This window comes from Allomuricauda ruestringensis DSM 13258 (genome assembly GCF_000224085.1).
GTDB classification, from domain to species: Bacteria; Bacteroidota; Bacteroidia; order Flavobacteriales; family Flavobacteriaceae; genus Flagellimonas; species Flagellimonas ruestringensis.
Map to the genome: position 1 here is coordinate 2,938,863 of NC_015945.1, position 21,194 is coordinate 2,960,056.

Annotated in this window: 15 protein-coding genes; 13 read left to right on the forward strand and 2 right to left on the reverse strand. The window is 41.0% G+C overall.

Annotated elements, in window-relative coordinates; translation table 11 throughout:
• Positions 1–28 precede the first annotated feature (28 nt).
• The gene (locus MURRU_RS13265; RefSeq protein WP_187289852.1) at positions 29–1,231 is read left to right on the forward strand and encodes a serine hydrolase domain-containing protein; all 1,203 of its coding nucleotides are present in this window, start codon (positions 29–31) and stop codon (positions 1,229–1,231) included.
• Between the two features lie 63 nt (positions 1,232–1,294).
• On the opposite strand, the gene MURRU_RS17970 is transcribed toward MURRU_RS13265, so the two are convergent.
• Positions 1,295–1,540: a hypothetical protein gene (locus MURRU_RS17970; protein ID WP_187289889.1), complete on the reverse strand. Its 246-nt coding sequence runs from the start codon at positions 1,538–1,540 to the stop codon at positions 1,295–1,297.
• Between the two features lie 148 nt (positions 1,541–1,688).
• On the opposite strand from MURRU_RS17970, the gene MURRU_RS13270 reads away from it, so the two are divergent.
• The 4 genes from MURRU_RS13270 (at position 1,689) to MURRU_RS13285 (ending at position 5,924) form a co-directional block, all read left to right on the forward strand.
• On the forward strand, positions 1,689–2,333 hold the full coding sequence (locus MURRU_RS13270; protein WP_222835038.1) for a ThuA domain-containing protein: 645 nt from the start codon (positions 1,689–1,691) through the stop codon (positions 2,331–2,333).
• 256 nt (positions 2,334–2,589) lie between these two features.
• A complete protein-coding gene (locus MURRU_RS13275; protein WP_014033988.1) occupies positions 2,590–3,732 on the forward strand; it encodes a lactonase family protein in 1,143 nt (380 codons plus the stop codon).
• A gap of 33 nt (positions 3,733–3,765) precedes the next feature.
• The gene (locus MURRU_RS13280; protein WP_014033989.1) at positions 3,766–4,701 is read left to right on the forward strand and encodes an SMP-30/gluconolactonase/LRE family protein; all 936 of its coding nucleotides are present in this window, start codon (positions 3,766–3,768) and stop codon (positions 4,699–4,701) included.
• A gap of 146 nt (positions 4,702–4,847) precedes the next feature.
• On the forward strand, positions 4,848–5,924 hold the full coding sequence (locus MURRU_RS13285; protein WP_222835039.1) for a PKD domain-containing protein: 1,077 nt from the start codon (positions 4,848–4,850) through the stop codon (positions 5,922–5,924).
• A 422-nt stretch (positions 5,925–6,346) separates the two neighbouring features.
• Here the strand turns inward: MURRU_RS13285 and MURRU_RS13290 are convergent, their stop codons facing one another.
• Positions 6,347–6,904, reverse strand: a complete 558-nt coding sequence (locus tag MURRU_RS13290) for an RNA polymerase sigma factor (protein ID WP_014033992.1) — start codon at positions 6,902–6,904, stop codon at positions 6,347–6,349.
• A gap of 166 nt (positions 6,905–7,070) precedes the next feature.
• Between MURRU_RS13290 and MURRU_RS13295 the strand changes: the two genes are divergently transcribed.
• The 8 genes from MURRU_RS13295 to ppsA all read left to right on the forward strand — a co-directional run bounded on the left by MURRU_RS13295 (position 7,071) and on the right by ppsA (position 21,170).
• Positions 7,071–8,201 carry a FecR family protein gene (locus MURRU_RS13295; RefSeq protein ID WP_041801546.1) on the forward strand — a complete coding sequence of 377 codons (1,131 nt, stop codon included), beginning with the start codon at positions 7,071–7,073 and terminating at the stop codon, positions 8,199–8,201.
• Positions 8,202–8,382: 181 nt separating this feature from the next.
• Complete coding sequence (locus MURRU_RS13300) at positions 8,383–11,760, forward strand: TonB-dependent receptor (RefSeq protein WP_014033994.1); 3,378 nt, start codon at positions 8,383–8,385, stop codon at positions 11,758–11,760.
• Between the two features lie 10 nt (positions 11,761–11,770).
• The gene (locus MURRU_RS13305) at positions 11,771–13,345 is read left to right on the forward strand and encodes a RagB/SusD family nutrient uptake outer membrane protein (RefSeq protein ID WP_014033995.1); all 1,575 of its coding nucleotides are present in this window, start codon (positions 11,771–11,773) and stop codon (positions 13,343–13,345) included.
• Positions 13,346–13,895: 550 nt separating this feature from the next.
• Positions 13,896–15,635 carry a PQQ-dependent sugar dehydrogenase gene (locus tag MURRU_RS13310; protein ID WP_014033996.1) on the forward strand — a complete coding sequence of 580 codons (1,740 nt, stop codon included), beginning with the start codon at positions 13,896–13,898 and terminating at the stop codon, positions 15,633–15,635.
• 97 nt (positions 15,636–15,732) lie between these two features.
• A complete protein-coding gene (locus tag MURRU_RS13315; RefSeq protein WP_014033997.1) occupies positions 15,733–16,509 on the forward strand; it encodes an SDR family NAD(P)-dependent oxidoreductase in 777 nt (258 codons plus the stop codon).
• Between the two features lie 50 nt (positions 16,510–16,559).
• Positions 16,560–17,414: a fumarylacetoacetate hydrolase family protein gene (locus MURRU_RS13320; protein ID WP_014033998.1), complete on the forward strand. Its 855-nt coding sequence runs from the start codon at positions 16,560–16,562 to the stop codon at positions 17,412–17,414.
• Positions 17,415–17,424: 10 nt separating this feature from the next.
• Entirely contained in the window at positions 17,425–18,573 is a 1,149-nt protein-coding gene (locus tag MURRU_RS13325) for an alpha-hydroxy acid oxidase (RefSeq protein WP_014033999.1), read from the forward strand.
• A 158-nt stretch (positions 18,574–18,731) separates the two neighbouring features.
• A complete protein-coding gene (ppsA, locus tag MURRU_RS13330) occupies positions 18,732–21,170 on the forward strand; it encodes a phosphoenolpyruvate synthase (RefSeq protein ID WP_014034001.1) in 2,439 nt (812 codons plus the stop codon).
• Positions 21,171–21,194 lie beyond the last annotated feature (24 nt).

The following is a 21,194-nucleotide window of genomic DNA, read 5'->3' on the forward strand; positions in this document are numbered from 1 at the left end:
GGCAGATCATGTCCATAAAAGAAAAAGAATGACAAAAGAAATTAGTGCTCGGGAAAAACTGAAAAAACGTAATGGTTGCCAGAATCGTCCTTTGGGTGCTTCCAAATATACAAGAAGCTTGGGTTTGTATATAGGGCTATGTTTCTTTTTCACCTTGATTTGTATTGACAGAGGAATTGCTCAGGACCAAAAACAAGAAGTTTTGGGGCCATGGCCCACATCTACTTGGTCAGAAGCTAATCCTGAATCAGTAGGTATGGACGGTACAACGTTAAAAAACGCAGAACTAATATATCCACAGATTTTTCCAAGTGGTTACAGTTTGCTCATAATCAGGAATGGGAAACTTGTATCCGAATCATATTTCAATGGGCAAACTGAGGATGCTAACAATCATATATTTTCGGTTACCAAAACATTTGTGGCCACATTATTGGGTGTTGCGATAAAGCAAGAATGGATTAAGAATGTCGATGAACGTGTGGCCGACTTACTGCCTGAATATCAGATTCACCCAAAGTTGGCCGATCTAACCCTAAAAGATGTGCTCACGCACCGTTCGGGTGTGGAAAGTAGAAAGGAGTTCATGGATATTGGTCAGCTTCTTAAGGCAGAGCCCAAATTGACTCCAGGAACCACCTTTGAGTACAGTAACTATGCTCCAAGCTTGCTCACAGCTATTTTGGATAGGCAAGCGAAACAGGATGTTGCTGGAAATACTTCCGATGTCTCCGCTATGGCAGAAAAATATCTTTTTGATCAGTTGGGCATTGGTGTAAGTGAATGGAGAAAAGGCCCTGATGGTATTCCAGAAGGAGGAAACGGCCTCTATATGACTGCTAGGGATATGGCGCGTCTCGGTTACCTATTGCTCCGTGATGGGCGTTGGGAAGATAAACAATTGTTGCCTAAAGACTGGGTTAAAGAGGCGTCGAAATACCAAGTGGGGTTTGATAGGCAGAAAGGTTACGGATACCTAAACTGGGTTCGTAGACGCCCAGATAAAGTGAATACAGCCCGAGGGGAACAAGAAGTACAAGGGTATTTCGCCTATGGGCACCGTGGACAATATATTGGTGTATATCCGGAATTAGATCTTTTAGTGGTGACAACAGCCGATGCATCCGATGCTACACGAGATACTTTTTTTGTACCTGACTTACTGCATGATTTTGTGCGCAGATTTATTTTTTCAGCAATCCAAACAAACGATTCCACTGGTGAGGAATAAAGACGTTTCTCCCCGTAAGATATTGCAGTGCAATGCTGATTAATATATAAAAACAAAGTAATTCTAGATTTTAAAATAAAGCAAGTTTCCCAGAAACTGGGAAATACTTAAACAAATTAGATAACCCAAAACAATATTTGGCATGAAACCAAAATCATCTTTACCCAAAAAAAATGTCACGAGACGCTCAGCCATCTCGTCGATGGCAGGATTAACAGCTGGAGTAGTATTAGCCTCCCCAATAGCTTGTGCCCAGGCACCGGAGAAAACCCCTGAGAAAGCTCCGGAGAAAACATCGGAGAAAGCCACAATATTTGCTTTGATGGGCGATCACTATCACAACGCTGATATAGTACGTACGGCACTGACTCGCGACATTGTTAAGGATATGGGCATATCAGTTAAGATGACCGACGACTACACATCTCTCAACGCTGAGACACTGCAAGGTTACCAGATGCTTATTATTCATCGTGACGGCCGTATTTTTCCCGAAGGCAATGGACCCATTGGCGGAGGTGACAAAATGGTTCCGTCAACCTTCAACAATAATTTTGGCAAGGGCATTGATGAGGTCGCTGTTGTTAGTGATCCTCCTCTGGAGCCCACATCAGGCGAAATGAAGGCTTGGATACAACCGCACCAAGGCAAGGCCGTCCGTGATTTCGTCGAGAACGGTGGTTCGGTACTGTTTTTTCACAACGTTACGGACCTGGCAAGTACCAATACCGACATTCGTGACGTTCTTGGAGCTGTTTATGCGGGCCATCCGCCCATTCGAACCTTTAAGGTTAAGGTGAAAAGATCAGACCATCCAATCATGGAGGGGATTACCGATTTTGTGGTTACCGATGAGCAGCATTATATGGAGTACGACAAGGATCCTGAACACATCCTGATGGAGTCTGTAAATGAAGATGGTCTCCGCCATAGTTATCAAGGTAAGGACATGGGCACGACCGCTCCTGCGGTTTGGGCCTATGAATATGGTAAGGGCCGAGTTTGTTACTTGGAACCAGGTCATCTTCTAACAGCGCATTGGAATCCAATGTACCAGAAGCTAAAGCATAATGCCGTCCGTTGGTTGTTGAGACAGAGCTGATATTGTAACAGCAAGATACTGAAAGAGTAAAGTAGATGAAAATCACTTTGGGTGTCTGTCCATGTTCGATCAGCCATATATTTTTTGCAAATATTTTTTTAATTGTCTTCCACATAAACAACGATAAAGAAAAATTGGAACCATCGCTACTTGATGAAAACTTATGTGGGAACAATGATTTATAGTTTGGAATGGAGCAGATGTAGCAATCGGTAGATAATTTATTTATAGTAACACTAAATCGATATATAATAAAATGGGGGAGACCAAAGAAGCCTATCTTTTCGTTGGGAGTTATACAGGATATGAGCCAGGACAGCTACCCTGGGTGGGATCTAAGCAACCTGGAGAAGGAATTTCATCATTCTCCTTTAATAGTTCAGAGGGTACTTTTACTAAAGCGGGCAATATTACAAAGCAAGATTCGCCAACGTGGTTAGAGGTTCACCCGAACGGGCAATTTCTCATAGCCACACATGAGCTTTCCCATCATACGGGCGTAGGTGAAGGCGTTGGTTTCGTAACAGCATACAAAATTCAACCCAATGGTGAACTTGAGAAAGTATCCACACAGTCCACGGGCGGTAGGGGCAATACATGTGCTGCATTTGATCGTACGGGACGCTTTTTGTTGGTAACAAGATATTGGGAAGGTGGCATCTCTGTACTACCATTCGATCCCGATACAGGGAAAATTGGTGAAGTCACATCAACACCAGATCATTCTGGTTCGGGACCGGACCCAGTTCGTCAATCAATGCCCCACCCACACGGTATTCTTGGCGACCCTAAAACAAATATGGTGTATGCCACTGATTTGGGTACAGATCAGGTTCATCAGTACATTCTCGACACAAAAACAGGAATGTTGGAACCAAAGGATAATGTAAAACTAACATCTGGCTCAGGACCACGAGGAATCAAATTTCATCCATCGTTGCGGATAGCATACGTTAATTGCGAACTTAATGGAACTGTATCAGTATGTTCTGTTGATGATACCAAAGGACTTCTTCCAGTGCAGACTGTGTCCTGTTATCCGAAAGATTTTGTGGCGCGTGACCACCCGGAAAATCTAGGCAGGTCTGAATATTGGGGAGCTGAGGGATGCCTATCGGCAGACGGGTCGTATTACTATTATATATGCAGGGTACATCAAAGTATCGCCATTTTTGACGTAGGTAAAGAAAATGGCAAGTTAACCTTTTCGGGTCGATGTCAATTAGCGGATAATTCGAACGCCCGAAACCTTACAATGGATCCAACCGGTAATTTCTTGTTGGTAGCAAGTCAAGATGCCGATCGGGTCGAATGTTTCCGAATTGACCCCGCTTCCGGTGCACTTAAACTTGTTGATGTTCAGAGTGTTCCTTGCGCCGCCGACATAGCAGTGATTTAAGGACGAAAATTAAATTTTAAAAACCAGTCAATAATGAAAAAAGTGTCAATCTTGACCAAATTTGGCCTAAACCAAATTACTCGCTATATACTGCCAATTACTATGGTATTGATATCGGGGTGTACTTCACAATCAGACATTCCATTTCCGGTTGAAGTAGGGGTAAAACCAGAAAGTGTTACAAAAGGGTTTGCCGGAAATTACTACGTAACTGTAATGAACGGAGGCGAAGAAGGTGATGGTGAAGTAGTTGAAATTTCTACCAGTGGCATAAAAGTATTTGCCGAGGGTTTTAATGAGCCCAAAGGTATTGTTCATTTAGATGACCACCTGTATTTTTCGGATTTAACCCGTATCTGGAAAGTTGATAAAGATGGCAATGCGACCATTTTTATTGATAAAGAAGATTTTCCCGAAGAAGTTCTGTATTTAAATGATGTTGCAGTGGATGCTGAGAACAATGGTATTTATGTTACGGATATGGGAGCAACCAAATATATGCGTGATGAAAATAACGAACTGTGGCCACTGGACAGTGAAAAAGCAAAATTGGTCCCACAATTCGGACGTATTTACCATTTAGCCCTAGATGGTCAAGTATCCATAGCACAGGACACCTCGCCACTAATGTTGAACCCGAATGGTGTAGGGGTCGACAACAATGGTGATATTATGGTGGGTGCATTTTTCCTGGGTAATTTTTTAGTAAAAAAGGATGGAGAACTAACACCGCTTAAAGGTCTGTTTAGAGGCGCTGATGCGGTAGAACAAGATAGTAAGGGCAATTATTATGTAAGTAGTTGGGCTGCGGGTACAGTTTGGAAAATAGATGGAAAAACTGAAGAATCAACCGTATTGATTGATGGCCTGCAATCTGCCGCGGATTTTTATTTGGAGGAAGACAAAGGTCGACTACTCCTACCTGATATGTTGGCAGGCAAGGTCTACGAAGTTGATATCAACAGGTAAATAATGTAATGGAAATTCTTTCCAAATTTTTAAATAGAAGATAGCACATAAAGGTTATGAAAAATCATAAGAACTTACATTATAGTATATTCCACAAGCCATGGATATTTTTCTTTTGCTGTTTCTTGGGAACAATATCAGAATCAATGGGTCAATCCACACCATCTTATAAAACCTCAAGGGATGGGAGGGTATTTCAGGTTTTTCAATTCCCTAAAGACCAAATGCCAAGAATTGATGGGGATATGAGCGACTGGGAAATAGTTCCGGAAGATTATATCTATGGAACCGATTTGTTAAATGATACAGAAGATGGAATGGGAACTGACATTCCGCCCGAGGACCTTGACGTAAAGGTTACCATAGGTTGGGTAAAGGGTATGAGCCGTATTTATTTTAAGTATGAAGCCTATGATGATTTTTGGGACTTTGAGCGTTTTAACCCAAAGGGTTATTTGAACGATATATTTGAACTTGTGGTTGATGGAGATCTTTCAGGTGGTCCTTTCATCAAGAATCCCATGTACGACCAAGACGAATTGAAGTGGGATCCCCAAACGGATGCCTATATCGAAAACCATTTAAATTTTAGCGGAGTACATGCTCAAAATTACCATATCTATACCCCGCCAGTAAACAATGCATGGGTATTGGTATGGGGAAGTCAACCTTGGATTTCCGAATTTCCCAGGGCCAACTACGCTTATGATTTCGATTTTGAACACGGCGAAAGTGGGACATTGCAATTGGAAGGCTGGATCACACCTTATGATTATGCACCCCACGATGGGCCTCAAAGAGCCATAGAATCTAAATTATGGGAAAACAAAGTCATCGGACTCTCCTGGTCCATATTGGATTTTGATGGAGGTGATAGAGATGGCCATGTAAACCTTGCCCATACCGTTAGGATGGTGAGCAATGCCTCGTATCTATGCTCCTTTAAATTAATGCCATTGGAAGACCAGTTTCTGGAGCCAATTAAAGCTGCATGGACGTATAAGGTTATTGATGAGGAGAAGGGAATAGTGGCCTTTAAAGATGAATCTGTTGGCAAAATTGACCAATGGACATGGGATTTTGGTAATGGTGATAGTTCCTTGGTACAAGACCCAATTTATAGGTTTGAGGACAAGAATGTACGCACGGTCATTACCCTAGAGGTGAAAGGCCCCGATGGCAGTTCCAAACGCACCCGATATTGGGAGGTGATGATTCGCTAAACTTATGGCAATTTCAAAAATGTTGTTAACTAATTGATTTAAGAATAATTAACAAACCTAATAACCAACCGGAAATCCGGGTCTTGAATTAGAGTATTGACCCGGATTATTTTAAAAATGAAAGTTCAAACTATCATAATGTACAAAAAAGACTAAATGATGACTTTTATTGAGTTGGCTATTTGACATCAATGACAAAGCAATACGTGAAAAGCATGTCTAGCTATAATTAGGGGTGGTATCAAATCCACGACTACATTGTTATAAAATCTTTACCTTGGTCTAAAAGGCTATCCATTCCATTTGCATGCAGATTCATTGATTCCAAATAAAATATGTATAGTTGGGATGTTTTGAATTTTTTTAACATAAAATTACTTCCAATATTGACATCTCGGAAATGTTGAAATTCTGTTTTATAACTATTTAAAAAGTAAAAATAGCAACGGATCGTTCTCCTTAAAGGCTTCCCGTATTTTGGTAAAAGCAATGCGCATTTGTGACTCTACCGTCTTTACGGAGATTCCTAACTGGTCTGCTATATCCTTATACTTTATGCCCTGTATCTTGTTCATAACAATGATTTCCTTGCACTTTGGAGGTAATGCTTCGATAACTTGTTGCATTTTCTGAATACGCAATTGCAAAGCATCCGTATCCTCTTCGATTCTGTTGGCAAGAGCACGTTCCCATATTTGATTTAAAAGTTCATTTTGCTTTTTACTTTTCTTAATGGAATTTATGAATTTATTGTAGACAATGGCATAGAGATATGATTTCGGGGATTTTGTCTCGTCTAACTTTGATTTATTTTCCCAAAAACTAATGAATGCCTGTTGTACAATTTCCTCAGATTCTATTTTGTCATGTGTGTATGTTGTGATATATGCAACAAGACGATCATAGAACAAATTAAATAAATACTTAAAAGCCATTTGGTCGCCGCCTTTCATGGCAACCACCGCTTCAATTTCCGTCATTTTCGATGTAAAGTTTGTTTAGTTAGCTAGGTTCAGTGTGAAATTGAAAAATTTATTTGGTTTTTTTTAAGGGTTTAACTTTTTTTAGCAGTATTAATTATGTATTGCGTAATCGAATGCAATTTAAAAACTTAAAAAGAACTTGAAAGAATCTTCATCTAGTATAATGAAAAAAAATATAACAAAGCTTTTACTTGGAACGATTTCAGAAAAAGAGATCATGGAATTACAGGATTGGTTGGAGAATCCAAACAATCAGAAAATTCTTGAAGCTTATGTTCGCGACTATCATGATTTGAATTTGGCCACATTAAAGAACGATCTTGATGAAGCCTATAGCAAGGTAAACAATAGAATTGGTGATGAGACCAAACCGATTAAGAGACTTTTCCCAGATTGGATGAAGTATGCTGCTGCTGTTATCGTTTTGATGGCACTGGGATTGATTTATCAAAAAGGCTTTTTCTCCACAGAAGACCAATATGTACTTGTCCCAAAAGAAGACACTATTACTTTGGAGTTGAACAATGGAATCGTTCAGTCCATAGATGCTAGTGGAAATAAGGAATATCGGGATAGGGAAGGAAATGTTGTTTATGTACAAAAGCAAGGTTTGATACAATATTCAAAAGTAACTGAAAACGAAGTCTTATTATATAATACTTTGTTGGTGCCCAATGGAAAAACTTTTCAAATAGAATTATCCGATGGCACCAGGGTTCAATTAAATGCAGGAAGTTCTTTAAAATACCCAGTAAACTTTTTAGAAGAGGGGCTTAGGAAAGTATTTCTTACTGGGAATGCTTATTTCGATGTTGCCAAAAACACTGCAAATCCATTCGTGGTCAGTGTTGATGAGTTGGATGTGAAAGTGCTCGGTACGGAATTTAATATTTCGGCATATGAAGAGGATGAGAATATCGATGTTGTGTTGGTTGAAGGAGCCGTAAATATGGCAGGAAAAAATCAGTCTCAAGCTTTAGTTGAACTAGTCCCTGGACAAAAAGGGTCTTTTGACCCTAACTCGAAAGATGTGTTGGTTGAAGAAGTAGACACAAGTCTCTATACTTCATGGAGGCAGGGAAGTCTTGTGTATAGGGAGTTGGCCTTTAATAAAATCCTAAAAAAACTTGAACGTCACTATAATATAGAAATTGTCAACAACAATGTTGAACTTGGGGAGGAGGTATTCAATGCGCGCTTTGATAGAATGGAAATTGAAGAGGTTTTAGGGTATTTTAAGGATATCCACGACATCGATTTCGCAGTTGAAAACAATAAAGTGACGATAAACTGAAATCTAAAAAAATAAAACTAAAGTATAACCAAACAAATAACTGCAATGCCTATGATTTGAAAATTCAGAATCGTCATTCGCTTTCCAAAAAAACTAAACCGGAAAATGCGCTAACATTTCCCGGTTAAAAAAAGCGGTATGGCAAATTATTATGCTAACCACCAAATAACTTTTTAAAATTATGAAAAAAATCTTCAACCACTCCGAGTTGAGTGCAACTTTGTTGAAATTTGACTTAAAAATGAGATTGACCGTATTGTTATTGTTTACTGCATTGGTTGGATTACATGCTAATGACAGTTATGCTCAAAAGACAAAGGTCTCATTGAACGTTGAAAATGCTTCTGTACAGGAAATTTTAGATGACATTGAATCAAAAACAAAGTTTAACTTCGTTTATAATACAGAACATGTAAACCTTCAAAGAAAACTATCCCTTCATATACAGAAGGAGCATATTGAAAAAGTGCTCAATCGATTATTCTTGAATACCGAAACCAATTACAAGGTAAAGGGCACCCAAGTCGTTTTATGGCGGGATCAAAAGGCGAAAAACGCTAAAAAACCGGTTATAAATCCTGTACCAGTTATGAACAAGATGGTTCAGTTAACAGTTACGGGAACTGTAACCGACCCAGATGGGATTCCCCTAGCTGGTGCAAGTATCCTTGAAAAAGGAACCACAAATGGTGTGCAGACCGATTTTGATGGTAATTTTTCCATTAATGTATCGGAAGCAAATGCGACGCTGGTATCTTCGTACATAGGATACTCGACTCAAGAAATAGCTCTTAATGGGCAGACCACTTTATCCATTATGTTGGCGGAAAGTGCTGTAGCCATGGACGAAATTGTAGTCGTTGGTTATGGGTCTGTTCAAAAAAGTGACCTTACAGGCGCGGTTGCCTCTATCTCATCAGAAGACTTGGGAGACCGTCAAGCAACAAGCGTAGCAGGTCTTATACAAGGACGTGCACCAGGTGTGGATGCGACGGGCGGTAAAATTCGAATCCGTGGTATAACTACGTTTAACAATACTGATCCACTAGTGGTCATAGATGGTTTCTTGGGAGGTGATTTATCCACCGTTAACCCTAATGATATTGAGAACATTGAAGTCTTGAAAGATGCATCGTCCACTGCAATTTACGGATCGCGTGGAGCCAACGGTGTAATATTGGTAACTACCAAAAGTGGTCGTAAGGGAGCCATGAAGGTAAATGTGAATTTTTGGAGTGGTTTAAAATCTACTACCAATAAGAGAGATGTTTTGAATGCGAACCAATATATTGACTATGTACATGATGCTCTTAACAATGCTGGACAGACAATTCCGCCTAAATTATTAACAGATGAAGTGAGAGTTGATAGGAATGACTGGCAAGACCTAATTTTTCAAACAGGTCATAGTTCGGAGATCAACGCTAGTTTTTCAGGAGGTACGGAGAAAGCGACCTATTATTTTGGGGTCAGCCATCGTGACGACGAGAACATTATAATTGGTTCTTCTAACAAAGCAACATACCTCAGGACCAAGAATAGTTTTGAAATAAAGCCATGGCTCGATTTGAACGTCAATGCGGCACTTAGTTATAAAACAATTAAAGGGGCAAGCCCTAGTTATATTGGTATGTTGGGATATATGCCTTACAAAGAAATTTATGATGAAAATCAAATAGGGGGATATACTGATGTGGATAGGATTAATGACGCTTCAGATGTATCCAATCCCTTGACTGTTCCAAACAAAGTGAATCCCGAGACTAATACGTTGGCTTACCAGACACAGCTTAATTTAAAAATTAAACCTTTTAAAGGGTTTAGCTATACCATCCAAGCAGGCTTGAAAGGTGATTTTGAGCGGTTTTTTCAATGGCAAGATGAATATGTTTCTGCTGGGAGTCATAATGTAAACACGATGATGGAAAGCAGTTCTTATTTCTATTCACCAATTGTAGAATCCTACCTTAATTATACAAATCAGTTTGGGGATCATAATGTTTCAGCTTTGTTGGGTAACACCTGGCAGGATGGTGTTCAAGGTGGTGGAATAGGAATAGGAGCTACTGGATATGCCACAAACGAAATAAAATTGCTTAGTGTGGCTGGTAGTCCAATGCAACCCACCCAAGACCTTTTCATTGATTCAAGACTATCATATTTTGGAAGGATAAATTATGGTTTTAAGAGCAAATACCTTATGACTTTTAATATGCGGGCAGATGCTTCACCTAACTTTTCGCCGAACAATAGATGGGGTAAGTTCCCTTCTTTGTCCCTAGCCTGGAAATTGGACGAGGAGTCTTTCCTAAGAGACAATGAAGTGATCAATCAGTTGAAATTGAGAGCTGGTTGGGGTAAATCGGGTAACGATGCCATTGGGCAATACCGTTATCTATCTTCTGTATTCTCTCAGGGCGTGGGATACCCGTTAGGCATCAATCAGGAGTATCAACAAGGTGCCTCGGTGGTGCAAAATGCCTCCCCGGAAATCAAATGGGAAACTACGGAATCGTTGACTGTTGGTGTGGATTTCGGACTGTTCAACAACACCTTAACCGGTACTGTCGAGTATTTTGAGAAGCAAACTGATGATATACTCTTTGCAGTACCTAGTCCATTGTCCTTAGGATATGGATCTGGGCAGGATGGAGGAACCATTGATGGAAATGCCATTGTAAATGCAGCTTCTGTTAGTAACAAAGGTTTTGAATTTTTACTTGGCAAAAGAGGGGATATAGGAGAAAAGATAAGCTATGACATCAGTGCAAATTATACATTTCAGGAAAACGTGGTTACTGGTTTAGGGCTTGGACAACCCTTTCTTTCAGGAGTTTCACGAACAGAAAAAGGCAGGCCAATAGGATATTTCTATGGGTACGAAGCAGACGGTATTTATATGACACAAGCAGAAATTGATGCTGCAAATGCCGACGCAGTAGCAAATGGCCACGATTATTTCCAAGAAGCCTCTACAAGTGCTGGGGATGTTAAATTTAGGGACTTAAGCGGTGATGGAAAAATTGATGGAGACGATCGTACCATGATCGGAAACCCAATTCCTAAGCATCTCTTTGGGTTAAATGCCAGTTTAAATATTGGACAATTTGATTTTAATATATTCTGGCAAGGAGTAGCAAAAGTTGACATTTACGACGAAGGTTATAAATGGAATCGTGCAGGGGTTAGGATCTTGAATCAGGAGACCATTGTGCTCAATAGATGGAGAAGTGAATCCGAGCCAGGTAACGGTGTACAACCAAGGGCCCTAAGTGGGGACGCAGTCGCAAATACAAGACCATCTACCCTTATGGTCCAGGATGCTGGTTACTTTAGGTTGAAGCTTATGTCTCTAGGCTACTCTTTTTCTGATGAACTTACAACCAAATTCGGAATGTCCAGATTTAGAATATATGCAAGTGGCGAAAATTTGCTAACGCTTACAAAATACGATGGATTCAACCCAGAAATTGGTGGAGAAAACCTTGTACGTGGGGTAAATCAATTTACTCCTCCTGCAGCAAGGACAGTTGTTTTAGGAATTCAAATAAGTCTTTAAAAAAAAATATATGAAAACGATAACAAACACCAAGTTTAAAATGATAAGGGTATTCGTCCTTTTCTTTTTAACCTTTTCTTCATGTGACGAGGAAGTTTTAGAACTGAGTAATCCAGAACAATTTACACTAGAGACATATTTCAAAACTCCAGATCAAATTGTTCAGGGTACCAATGCAGCTTATGCGGCATTTTTTCAACATTGGATAGGAAGCTATCAATGGCCCGAAATTTGGGACGTATTGGGCAATGAAACAGAGGCGACTGCCGGAGCTTTAGGGAGTTACCACGAAGTTCCAATCATTCAAATGAGGGCATATCAGCATAATCAATTCAACCGCACAGTTGAAAACCTTTGGAGAATGTATTATATGATGATTTTGAGGTCTAACTTGGTCATTGATTCAGCTGATGCTTATTTGGCAGAAAACGATGCCAATGAACTTGTGATTCGATCACGGGGGGAAGCTTATTTTTTGAGAGGCTGGGCCTATTTTAATTTGGCTAATTTATGGGGGGACGTACCACTCCGATTGAGCTTTGATCAATCTGAGAATGTTGATGCCCCACTAAGTAGTGCCGAAGATGTTTGGGCCGTGGCCGAAAGTGATTTAAAAATAGCTCAATCGCTTTTAAAGGAGGTTGGAGAAATTCCTGACACCGAGCTGGGCCGTGCGACCAAAGGCTCGGCGACCGGTTTACTTGGTAAATTATACTTGTATAATGATAGACTTCCAGAAGCAGAAATTGAATTGGCTAAATTGGAAGGACATTATGATTTATTACCTGCCGAGGATTATCTGTACAATTTTGGGGAAATCAATGAAAACAACATTGAAAGTGTCTTTGAATTCCAATGTACATATGCAGGTCAAGGGGGTAGTACCGCAATGTTTACCAATGTTGAAGGTGGTTCAGCTCCGTTTTTGAACAATATGATGCAACAATTACATAGTTGGAACGGATGGCCTAACTGGAAATTCCAGCCAGAGAAGACTGAGGTTTTTATCTATGATGATGAGTCTGGTACAGAATTTATTGACCCAAGAGGAGCGGAAACCTTCTATGGAGGTGTGGCAGGAGATGATACATGGTGTGATTATTGTCCAGAAAACCCGAATCGTCCATATGATTTTGAAGGCTTACAATATTTCTGGAAAAAGAAAAACAATAGAGAGACCAGACCTGATGAAACCGGTCCAGGTGCGGGTGGTGCCGCTTCAGGTAATAACGTTAGGATTATGAGGTATGCCGATGTCTTGCTTATGAGGGCTGAAATCCAGCTTATGCAAGGAAATGCGCCAGGATGTGTCGATTTCATTAATAGAGTTCGTAGACGTTTTGGCATCTTTGAGTACAACGCGGCGAACTATTCTGATAGTGAAGTGTTTGAGCTTTTGAAACGTGAAAGGGAAATTGAGTTAATGGGCGAAGGTTCAAGGTTCAGAGATCTTAAAAGATGGGGAATATTGGAAGAAACGCTTAATCCTGAATTTCAGGATAAATACGGAACTCAACCGGTCAATGCAAGCCATTACTTTTTTCCAATACCTCAAGGAGAGCTTGACACTAATTTTGGAATATAAATCACATAGTCCATTGTTGTTTTAGTTTAGTTGCTGTAGAACAGGTTGATGTAACAAAATGTCGAGAGAAACACTCTCGGTTAAAAGTGGAGCACGATAATATTATCGCATCAATTTTTATGAATTTTGAATTTCAGAATGATAAATTGTATTCACTCTGTTAAGTCAACCTGTTTTTTATTTATGGACATAAAGTTCCTATAATATAGCTGTCTAAAATATTGTGGTTTTGGAGTGTTCAGCACCAACATAGGCAATCTCTATTTTTTTTACCACTAGCACACTAGCATACCGTAATCTGCAATGACTTCCATAAAGGGAACAACTCTTTCCATGTCTTTATTTGTGAATTTGTCTCCAGAATTTTTTTAAAAACTCCTTAAGGGGTAGGGATAAAAGAGAAGTAAATAGGATAGATATAGGAATGATTGTCTACCTAAAACCATAATTAAGTACAATAGATGATTTCACATTTATGGAGCGTAAGGGCAAGAGAAATCACTAAAATATTTACCAAGAAACGATAATCTATAAAATAAAAATATTATAAATGTCATCATTAAAAGTATATTTCTCCAAACTATTATGGATTTCCATAACACTTGTCTTCCTTACTGGCTGTGATCAAATATCAAACCTGCCAGAAGGCGATATCGACAACGGAGGACTTTTCTTGCCAGACAGGTTTGAAGCTCTGGTTGTGGTAGATAGTATTGGCAATGCCCGGCATCTGGCCGTGAATGACAATGGAGATATTTATGTTAAGCTTACAAGTGCTAAACAAGATTCGGGCAATGTAGCTATCAGAGATATAAACAGAGACGGTAAGGGAGATAAAATCGCCTATTTTGGGGATTATCCCGCGGAGGAAGGTTATGGTCCAACAAGTATGAGGATTTACAATGGGTACATTTTTTATAGTACCAAAGACGCTGTTTACAGGCAGAAAATAACCCCTGGTACATTAGTGCCGGAAAGCAAAAGGGAAGTTGTTCTCAAATATGAAATTTATACTTCACATATAGCTAAAACCCTTGCCTTTGATGACGATGGAAATATGTATGTCAATTTCGGGTCATTAACTGATAATTGTCAAGAGGAAGATAGAACTCCTCTTAGCCCGGGTCAATATCCCTGTCTTGAACTGGCAAAGCATGCTGGAATTTGGAAGTTTGATGCTGATAAAATCAATCAGACTCAGCAAGATGGAGTTAGATATGCCACTGGACTTAGAGACGGAATTGCCATGGACTGGAATCATGCTACTAATAGTTTGTTTGTGTTGGAACATGGTAGGGATGATATGCATAGAATATGGCCCTCCCTTTATTCAGAATGGGAAAGTGCAATGTTGCCGGCTGAAGAATTTTTGGAAATCAAGGAAGGAGCCAATGGAGGATGGCCCTATTACTACTATGATCAGATACAAAATAAAAGAGTGGTGTCCCCCGAATACAGAGATGTGGATTTAGAAGTAAAAGTTAGTGATGTAGTAGATCCTATAATCGGTTTTCCTGGACATTGGGCGCCAAACGACCTTTTCTTTTATACCGGAAATCAATTTCCAGACCGTTATAAAAATGGGGCGTTTATTGCTTTTCATGGTGGAGGTCGTCGAGCTCCCTATCCTACAGGAGGTTTTATCGTATGTTTTGTGCCATATGTAAATGGAGAACTTTCAAAATCCTTTGAAATTTTTGCTGATGGATTTATAGGAGAATCGTATAACGATGGCATGGGACCTTCAGCGTATCGGCCGATGGGCATTGCAATGGGACCTGATGGTTCCTTGTATATTGGTGATAGCCGAAAAGGGAAAATCTGGCGAATCATGTACAAAGGTGATAAAGATGATTTTAGTGAAAGTCAGTTAAGCAAGATGGAAGAGCGTAAAGCACTTACGCATATCAGGAATCCCCATGAAATCAATGACAATCTTAACTATCGTTTGGCAGATGAGGGCCAGAGAATTTATAATACTTATTGTATTGCTTGCCATAAGGCAGATGGTAAAGGGGACGGGAACCGTTATCCACCATTAGCAGGGTCAGACTGGGTAACTGGGGATAAAAACAGATTGATAAAAGCGGTATTGGAAGGCCTTGAAGGTCCTATAACGGTAAATGGAAAGACCTATAACGACTTGATGCCAAAAATGGACTTTTTGAACGATGAGGATATTGCCAAGGTATTAACGTATATCCGGATGAACTTAAACGAAGATGTTGGAGGAGTTCAGGAGAGAGAAGTGGCAAGGGTTAGGAATGGTACACAGGGCGAACAGCACTAGAAATTGAAATGTAAATAAGCATCTAGAAGATATTTTAGATGACGATGATGGGTTTTAACGATGTTTTACAATTTTCAAAAACAATAAAAATAATAAAGTGATAAAATTCAGTTTAGAAGGAAAGCATGCGATTATAACGGGAGGCGGCAGTGGAATTGGGAAAGCTATTTCCACCACTTTCGCAAAGCAGGGAGCAACGGTTCACATTCTGGAACTCAGCACCGAGAATGCCGATGTTACCGTGGCCGCGATCAAAGAGAACGGGGGCACCGCATTTGCCTACCAGTGCAATGTGGTAGATCAGGCCCAGGTCATCGAGGTTATTGATCGGATTACTGCAAAAAATAAAATTTCCATACTTATAAACAATGCGGGCATCGCCCACATAGGAAATATTGAAAACACTTCCACGGAAGATCTGGACAAAATCTATAACGTAAATGTAAAAGGCCCATATAATTGTATGCACGCCCTTATTCCAAAAATCAAGGACAAAGGAGGGGTCATCATCAATATGGCCTCTATCGCTTCGACCGTAGGCATCCAGGATAGGTTTGCCTATTCCATGAGCAAGGGTGCGATATTGACCATGACCTATTCTGTGGCCAAGGATTATATCGGACAAGGAATTCGATGCAACAGCATTTCGCCCGCAAGGATACATACTCCCTTTGTTGATGGGTTTATCCAAAAAAACTATCCGGGAAAGGAGAAGGAAATGTTCGATAAGTTGTCCAAAACGCAGCCTATCGGCCGAATGGGAAAACCCGAAGAGGTCGCGGACCTTGCACTTTACCTGTGTTCGGATGAGGCCTCTTTCATTACGGGGACCGATTTTCCAATCGATGGCGGATTTATAAAATTGAACGGTTGACAGACTGCCGTTCGGAACTATAAATATGAAAATATAAACTTTAACCGATTATGAAATTAATACGATTTGGAAAAGAAGGGAAAGAGAAACCCGGAGTCCAATTAGAAGATGGTACTAGGATCGACATTACAGCATTTGGTGAAGACTATGACGAGCATTTCTTTGGAACGGGAGGGATAAGACGGTTGGAACACTGGTTGGATAGAAATCGTGACGAAAGCCCTATCATTTCACAAAGTGAACGCCTTGGCGCACCTCTGGTGCGGCCGTCCAAAATTGTTTGTGTTGGACTTAACTATGCCAAACACGCTTCTGAAAGTGGAATGGAAGTGCCTAAGGAGCCCGTTTTGTTCTTTAAGGCAACTTCTGCCATAGTAGGCCCCAATGATGACCTAATAATACCCAAAGGGAGCGAAAAAACCGATTGGGAAGTAGAGCTGGGCGTTGTCATAGGTAAGAAAGCAAGTTATGTGGAAGAAGCCGATGCCATGGATCACGTGGCCGGGTATGTGTTGCACAACGACTATAGCGAGCGGGCTTTCCAAATAGAAAAGCAAGGACAATGGTGCAAGGGAAAAGGCTGTGATACGTTTGCACCCATTGGGCCTTTTATCGCTACTGCCGATGAAGTAAAAGACCCCAATAATCTAGACCTATGGCTAAAACTTAACGGTGAGACCCTTCAGAACAGCAATACATCGGATTTTATATTCAATGTACAAGAGGTAGTGAGATATATCAGTCAATACATGACACTATTGCCCGGTGATATTATTTCAACCGGAACCCCGGCCGGAGTTGGACTGGGCTTTAACCCACCACGATATCTGAAGCCCGGTGACGTCGTGGAATTGGGAATCGAAGGTTTGGGAACTTCAAAACAGCTTGCCAAAAAGTATCACTAAAAACAAAAAGGTGGATTTAAGTATAAATAAAAAGTACCCTTCGGTTTACGACCTAAGGGAAAGAGCAAAGAAAAAAATTCCAAATTTCGCCTTTGAATACCTGGATGGTGGATGTAATGAAGATGTGAACCTGCACAAGAATACCTCCGATATCAGGGAAGTGGAACTTTTGCCCTACTATTTGAGCAAGCATACCAGGTCGGATATGAAGACCGAATTGTTTGGTCATGTTTATGATGCTCCTTTTGGTATCGCCCCCGTTGGATTACAAGGACTCATGTGGCCCAATGCCCCGGAAATTTTGGCCAAGGCCGCCTTCGAGCACAACATTCCTTTTATACTTAGTACCGTGACCACGAGCAGTATTGAACGTATAGGTGAACTGACCGAGGGCAGGGCCTGGTTCCAGCTGTACCACCCCACAGAAGACAACTTGAGGGATGACATTATCAATAGGGCAGCGGCTGCAGACTGTCCTGTGTTGGTCATTCTATGCGACGTGCCAACATTCGGGTTTCGACCAAGGGATATTCGTAATGGTTTAGCCATGCCTCCCAAAATGTCGGTAAAGAACATCTTGCAGATATTGGGTAGGCCGGAATGGGCCCTAAAGACGTTGGTACATGGACAACCAAATTTTGAGACCCTAAAGCCTTATATGCCAAAAGGGCTTGACCTCAAACAATTGGGGAAATTTATGGACCAAACTTTTTCCGGTAGGTTAAACGAGGAAAAAATAAAGCCTATCCGAGATATGTGGAAGGGAAAATTGGTACTTAAGGGCGTGTCCAATGAAGCGGATGCGGAGAAAGCTATTCGATTGGGACTAGATGGGATTATAGTGTCCAATCATGGAGGGAGACAATTGGATGCAGGAGAATCGACCATAAGACCATTGGTTCGGATAGCCAAGGAATATGGTAATCAAATAAAGGTGATGATGGACAGTGGTATACGGTCAGGTCCGGATATAGCCAGGACAATGGCGTCAGGAGCCGAGTTTACTTTTTTGGGCAGATCTTTTATGTATGGTGTGGCGGCGCTTGGAGCCAAAGGGGGCGACCACACCATTTCACTGTTGAAAATGGAGCTGCAACAAGTAATGGAACAGATCTGCTGCGAAAACATAGGGGATTTTCCCAACCATTTGATAAAATAATATTGAAAATTTCAGGACTGTCCATTATATGCCGTACGAGGAAGTTGTGGATCGACCTGATTCCAGAAGTGATGTAAAGGACAATTTTAAAAAAAACGACCAATACCAAACAAATAACTATAACGATTTCGTAAACAACCTAATACGTATTGAGTGCTATGAAAAACAATAAAAAGTATATCCAAAGATTGAGTGAGATTGGGATGGATGATCTACCACGAGTTGGGGGGAAGAACGCCTCCCTTGGTGAAATGATCCAGAAGCTAACGGCCCAAAATATTAGGGTTCCCGATGGTTTCGCGGTAACAGTGGATGCCTATGATGCTTTTATTGCAGAAAACAATTTAAAGGAAAAAATAAATAACGCTTTGGAAGGGCTGGACACCTCTGATATCATCCAGCTCAGGAAAGCGGGGTCCAATATCCGGAAATTGATTTCCAATGGTAAATTCCCGGTTTCCGTTGAAAAATCGATTTTGGAGTCTTATTACGTTTTATCCGCAGATTATGATCAAGAAGCCACGGATATTGCTGTACGTTCCTCCGCAACCGCTGAAGATTTACCGGATGCTTCTTTTGCAGGACAACAATCCACTTACTTGAATATCCGTGGAGGGGAAATGCTGCTGACGGCAATAAGAAGTTGTTTTGCGTCACTGTATACGGACCGGGCCATTTCCTATAGGTCGTCCCGGGGCTTTGATCACTTTGTGATCAAATTGTCGGTCTGCGTCCAAAAAATGGTACGTTCTGATCTGGGGGCTTCGGGCGTTGCTTTTTCATTGGACACGGAGAGCGGTTTTAAAGATGTGATCCTGATCAATGGGGCCTATGGATTGGGTGAACTTGTGGTAGGGGGCGAAATATCCCCGGATGAATTCATTGTGTTCAAGCCAACCATGAAAAAAGGCTTTAATGCCATTATTGACAAAAAGCTCGGCAGGAAGACACATAAAATGATCTATGGAAACAAACCATTTGAAACGGTTCGGCAGGTCCCCGTGGAACAAAGTATCCAAGACACCTTTTGTTTAAAGGATGCCCAGATCATGCAACTGGCGCAATGGGTCCAAAAAATTGAAGAACACTATAGTTCACGCAGGGGTTCATGGTGTCCTATGGACATCGAATGGGCCGTGGACGGTCTCACCAACGAACTTTTTATAGTACAGGCAAGGCCAGAGACCATTCATTCACAAGAACAGTCTGACAGTATAAAGGAATATGAAATTGAGGAAGAGGACCAGTTAAAGGATAAACTAATTCTAGAAGGAGTCGCTGTAGGAGATAAAATTGGAACGGGAAAGGTACATCGAATCTTTACTTTGGATGGACGGGATGGCAGTTCGGACGAAACGGATTTCAAGGAGGGCAATGTTCTGGTCACCGAAATGACAGATCCCGATTGGGAACCATTGATGAAAAAGGCCTCGGCCATAATCACGGAAAAAGGTGGAAGGACCTGCCACGCGGCAATTGTGGCGCGTGAAATTGGTGTCCCCGCCATTGTGGGCGCTTCGAATGCAACAAGCTTGCTGAAGAACGGACAGAACATTACAGTATCGTGTGCGGAAGGCAATGTTGGAAAAGTGTACAAAGGAAAGATAAACTATAAACTCCACGAAACCGCGTATTCCGAATTTCCCAAGACCAAAACCCCTGTCCTGATGAACATCGGGTCACCAGAGTTGGCCTTCCAATACAGGAAAATACCCAATGGGGGCGTAGGTCTGGCCAGGGAGGAATTTATCATCAACAACTATATAAAAGTCCACCCTTTGGCACTGTTAAAGCACAAAGGGCTCAACGACCCTTCACTTTCCGCATCGATAGAAGAACTAATGAAGGGTTACGAATCGGAGGAAGCCTTTTTTATAAACAAATTGGCGCAGGGAATAGCAAAAATAGGCGCAGCGTTTTATCCAAATCGGGTAATTACAAGATTATCCGATTTTAAGACCAATGAGTATTTCAACCTGTTGGGAGGAAATTATTTTGAGCCCAAGGAAGAAAACCCGATGATCGGGTGGCGTGGGGCCTCAAGATATTATTCCGAAACCTTTAAAGAGGCCTTTGTACTGGAATGCAAGGCCCTCAAAATGGTAAGGGATGATTTTGGATTGGAAAATATTACCGTTATGATCCCCTTTTGCAGGACTCCCCAGGAATTGATCAAGGTGTTGGAGATCATGGAAGAAAATGGTCTCAAACGAGGAGAAAGAGGTCTGGAAATTTATTTAATGGCAGAATTGCCGTCCAACGTGATATTGGCAAATCAATTTGCTCCGATGATCGATGGGTTTTCCATTGGTTCCAATGATCTTACCCAATTGGTTTTGGGCCTTGACCGTGACTCCAGTTTGGTAGCGCATTTGTACGATGAACGCAACCCTGCGGTAAAGGATATGATAAAGTTATTGATAGCTGCTGCCAAGAAGCACAAGACCAAAGTGGGTATATGTGGCCAAGGACCTTCGGACTTTCCAGATTTCTCAAAGTTCCTTATTGAGGAAGGGATAGATACCATTTCAGTTACCCCGGATTCTATGTTAAAAACTTTGAAAGTGGTAAAGGAAATAGAAAATAAACTGAGATAGAAAAATCTAGGGTATATGGAATTG

Coding starts and splice junctions, on each gene's coding strand:
- MURRU_RS13265 (WP_187289852.1), top strand. CDS start 29: ATGACAAAAGAAATTAGTGCTCGGGAAAAACTGAAAAAACGTAATGGT.
- MURRU_RS13270 (WP_222835038.1), top strand. CDS start 1,689: ATGCTTATTATTCATCGTGACGGCCGTATTTTTCCCGAAGGCAATGGA.
- MURRU_RS13275 (WP_014033988.1), top strand. CDS start 2,590: ATGGGGGAGACCAAAGAAGCCTATCTTTTCGTTGGGAGTTATACAGGA.
- MURRU_RS13280 (WP_014033989.1), top strand. CDS start 3,766: ATGAAAAAAGTGTCAATCTTGACCAAATTTGGCCTAAACCAAATTACT.
- MURRU_RS13285 (WP_222835039.1), top strand. CDS start 4,848: ATGGGTCAATCCACACCATCTTATAAAACCTCAAGGGATGGGAGGGTA.
- MURRU_RS13290 (WP_014033992.1), bottom strand. CDS start 6,904: ATGACGGAAATTGAAGCGGTGGTTGCCATGAAAGGCGGCGACCAAATG.
- MURRU_RS13295 (WP_041801546.1), top strand. CDS start 7,071: ATGAAAAAAAATATAACAAAGCTTTTACTTGGAACGATTTCAGAAAAA.
- MURRU_RS13300 (WP_014033994.1), top strand. CDS start 8,383: ATGAAAAAAATCTTCAACCACTCCGAGTTGAGTGCAACTTTGTTGAAA.
- MURRU_RS13305 (WP_014033995.1), top strand. CDS start 11,771: ATGAAAACGATAACAAACACCAAGTTTAAAATGATAAGGGTATTCGTC.
- MURRU_RS13310 (WP_014033996.1), top strand. CDS start 13,896: ATGTCATCATTAAAAGTATATTTCTCCAAACTATTATGGATTTCCATA.
- MURRU_RS13320 (WP_014033998.1), top strand. CDS start 16,560: ATGAAATTAATACGATTTGGAAAAGAAGGGAAAGAGAAACCCGGAGTC.
- ppsA (WP_014034001.1), top strand. CDS start 18,732: ATGAAAAACAATAAAAAGTATATCCAAAGATTGAGTGAGATTGGGATG.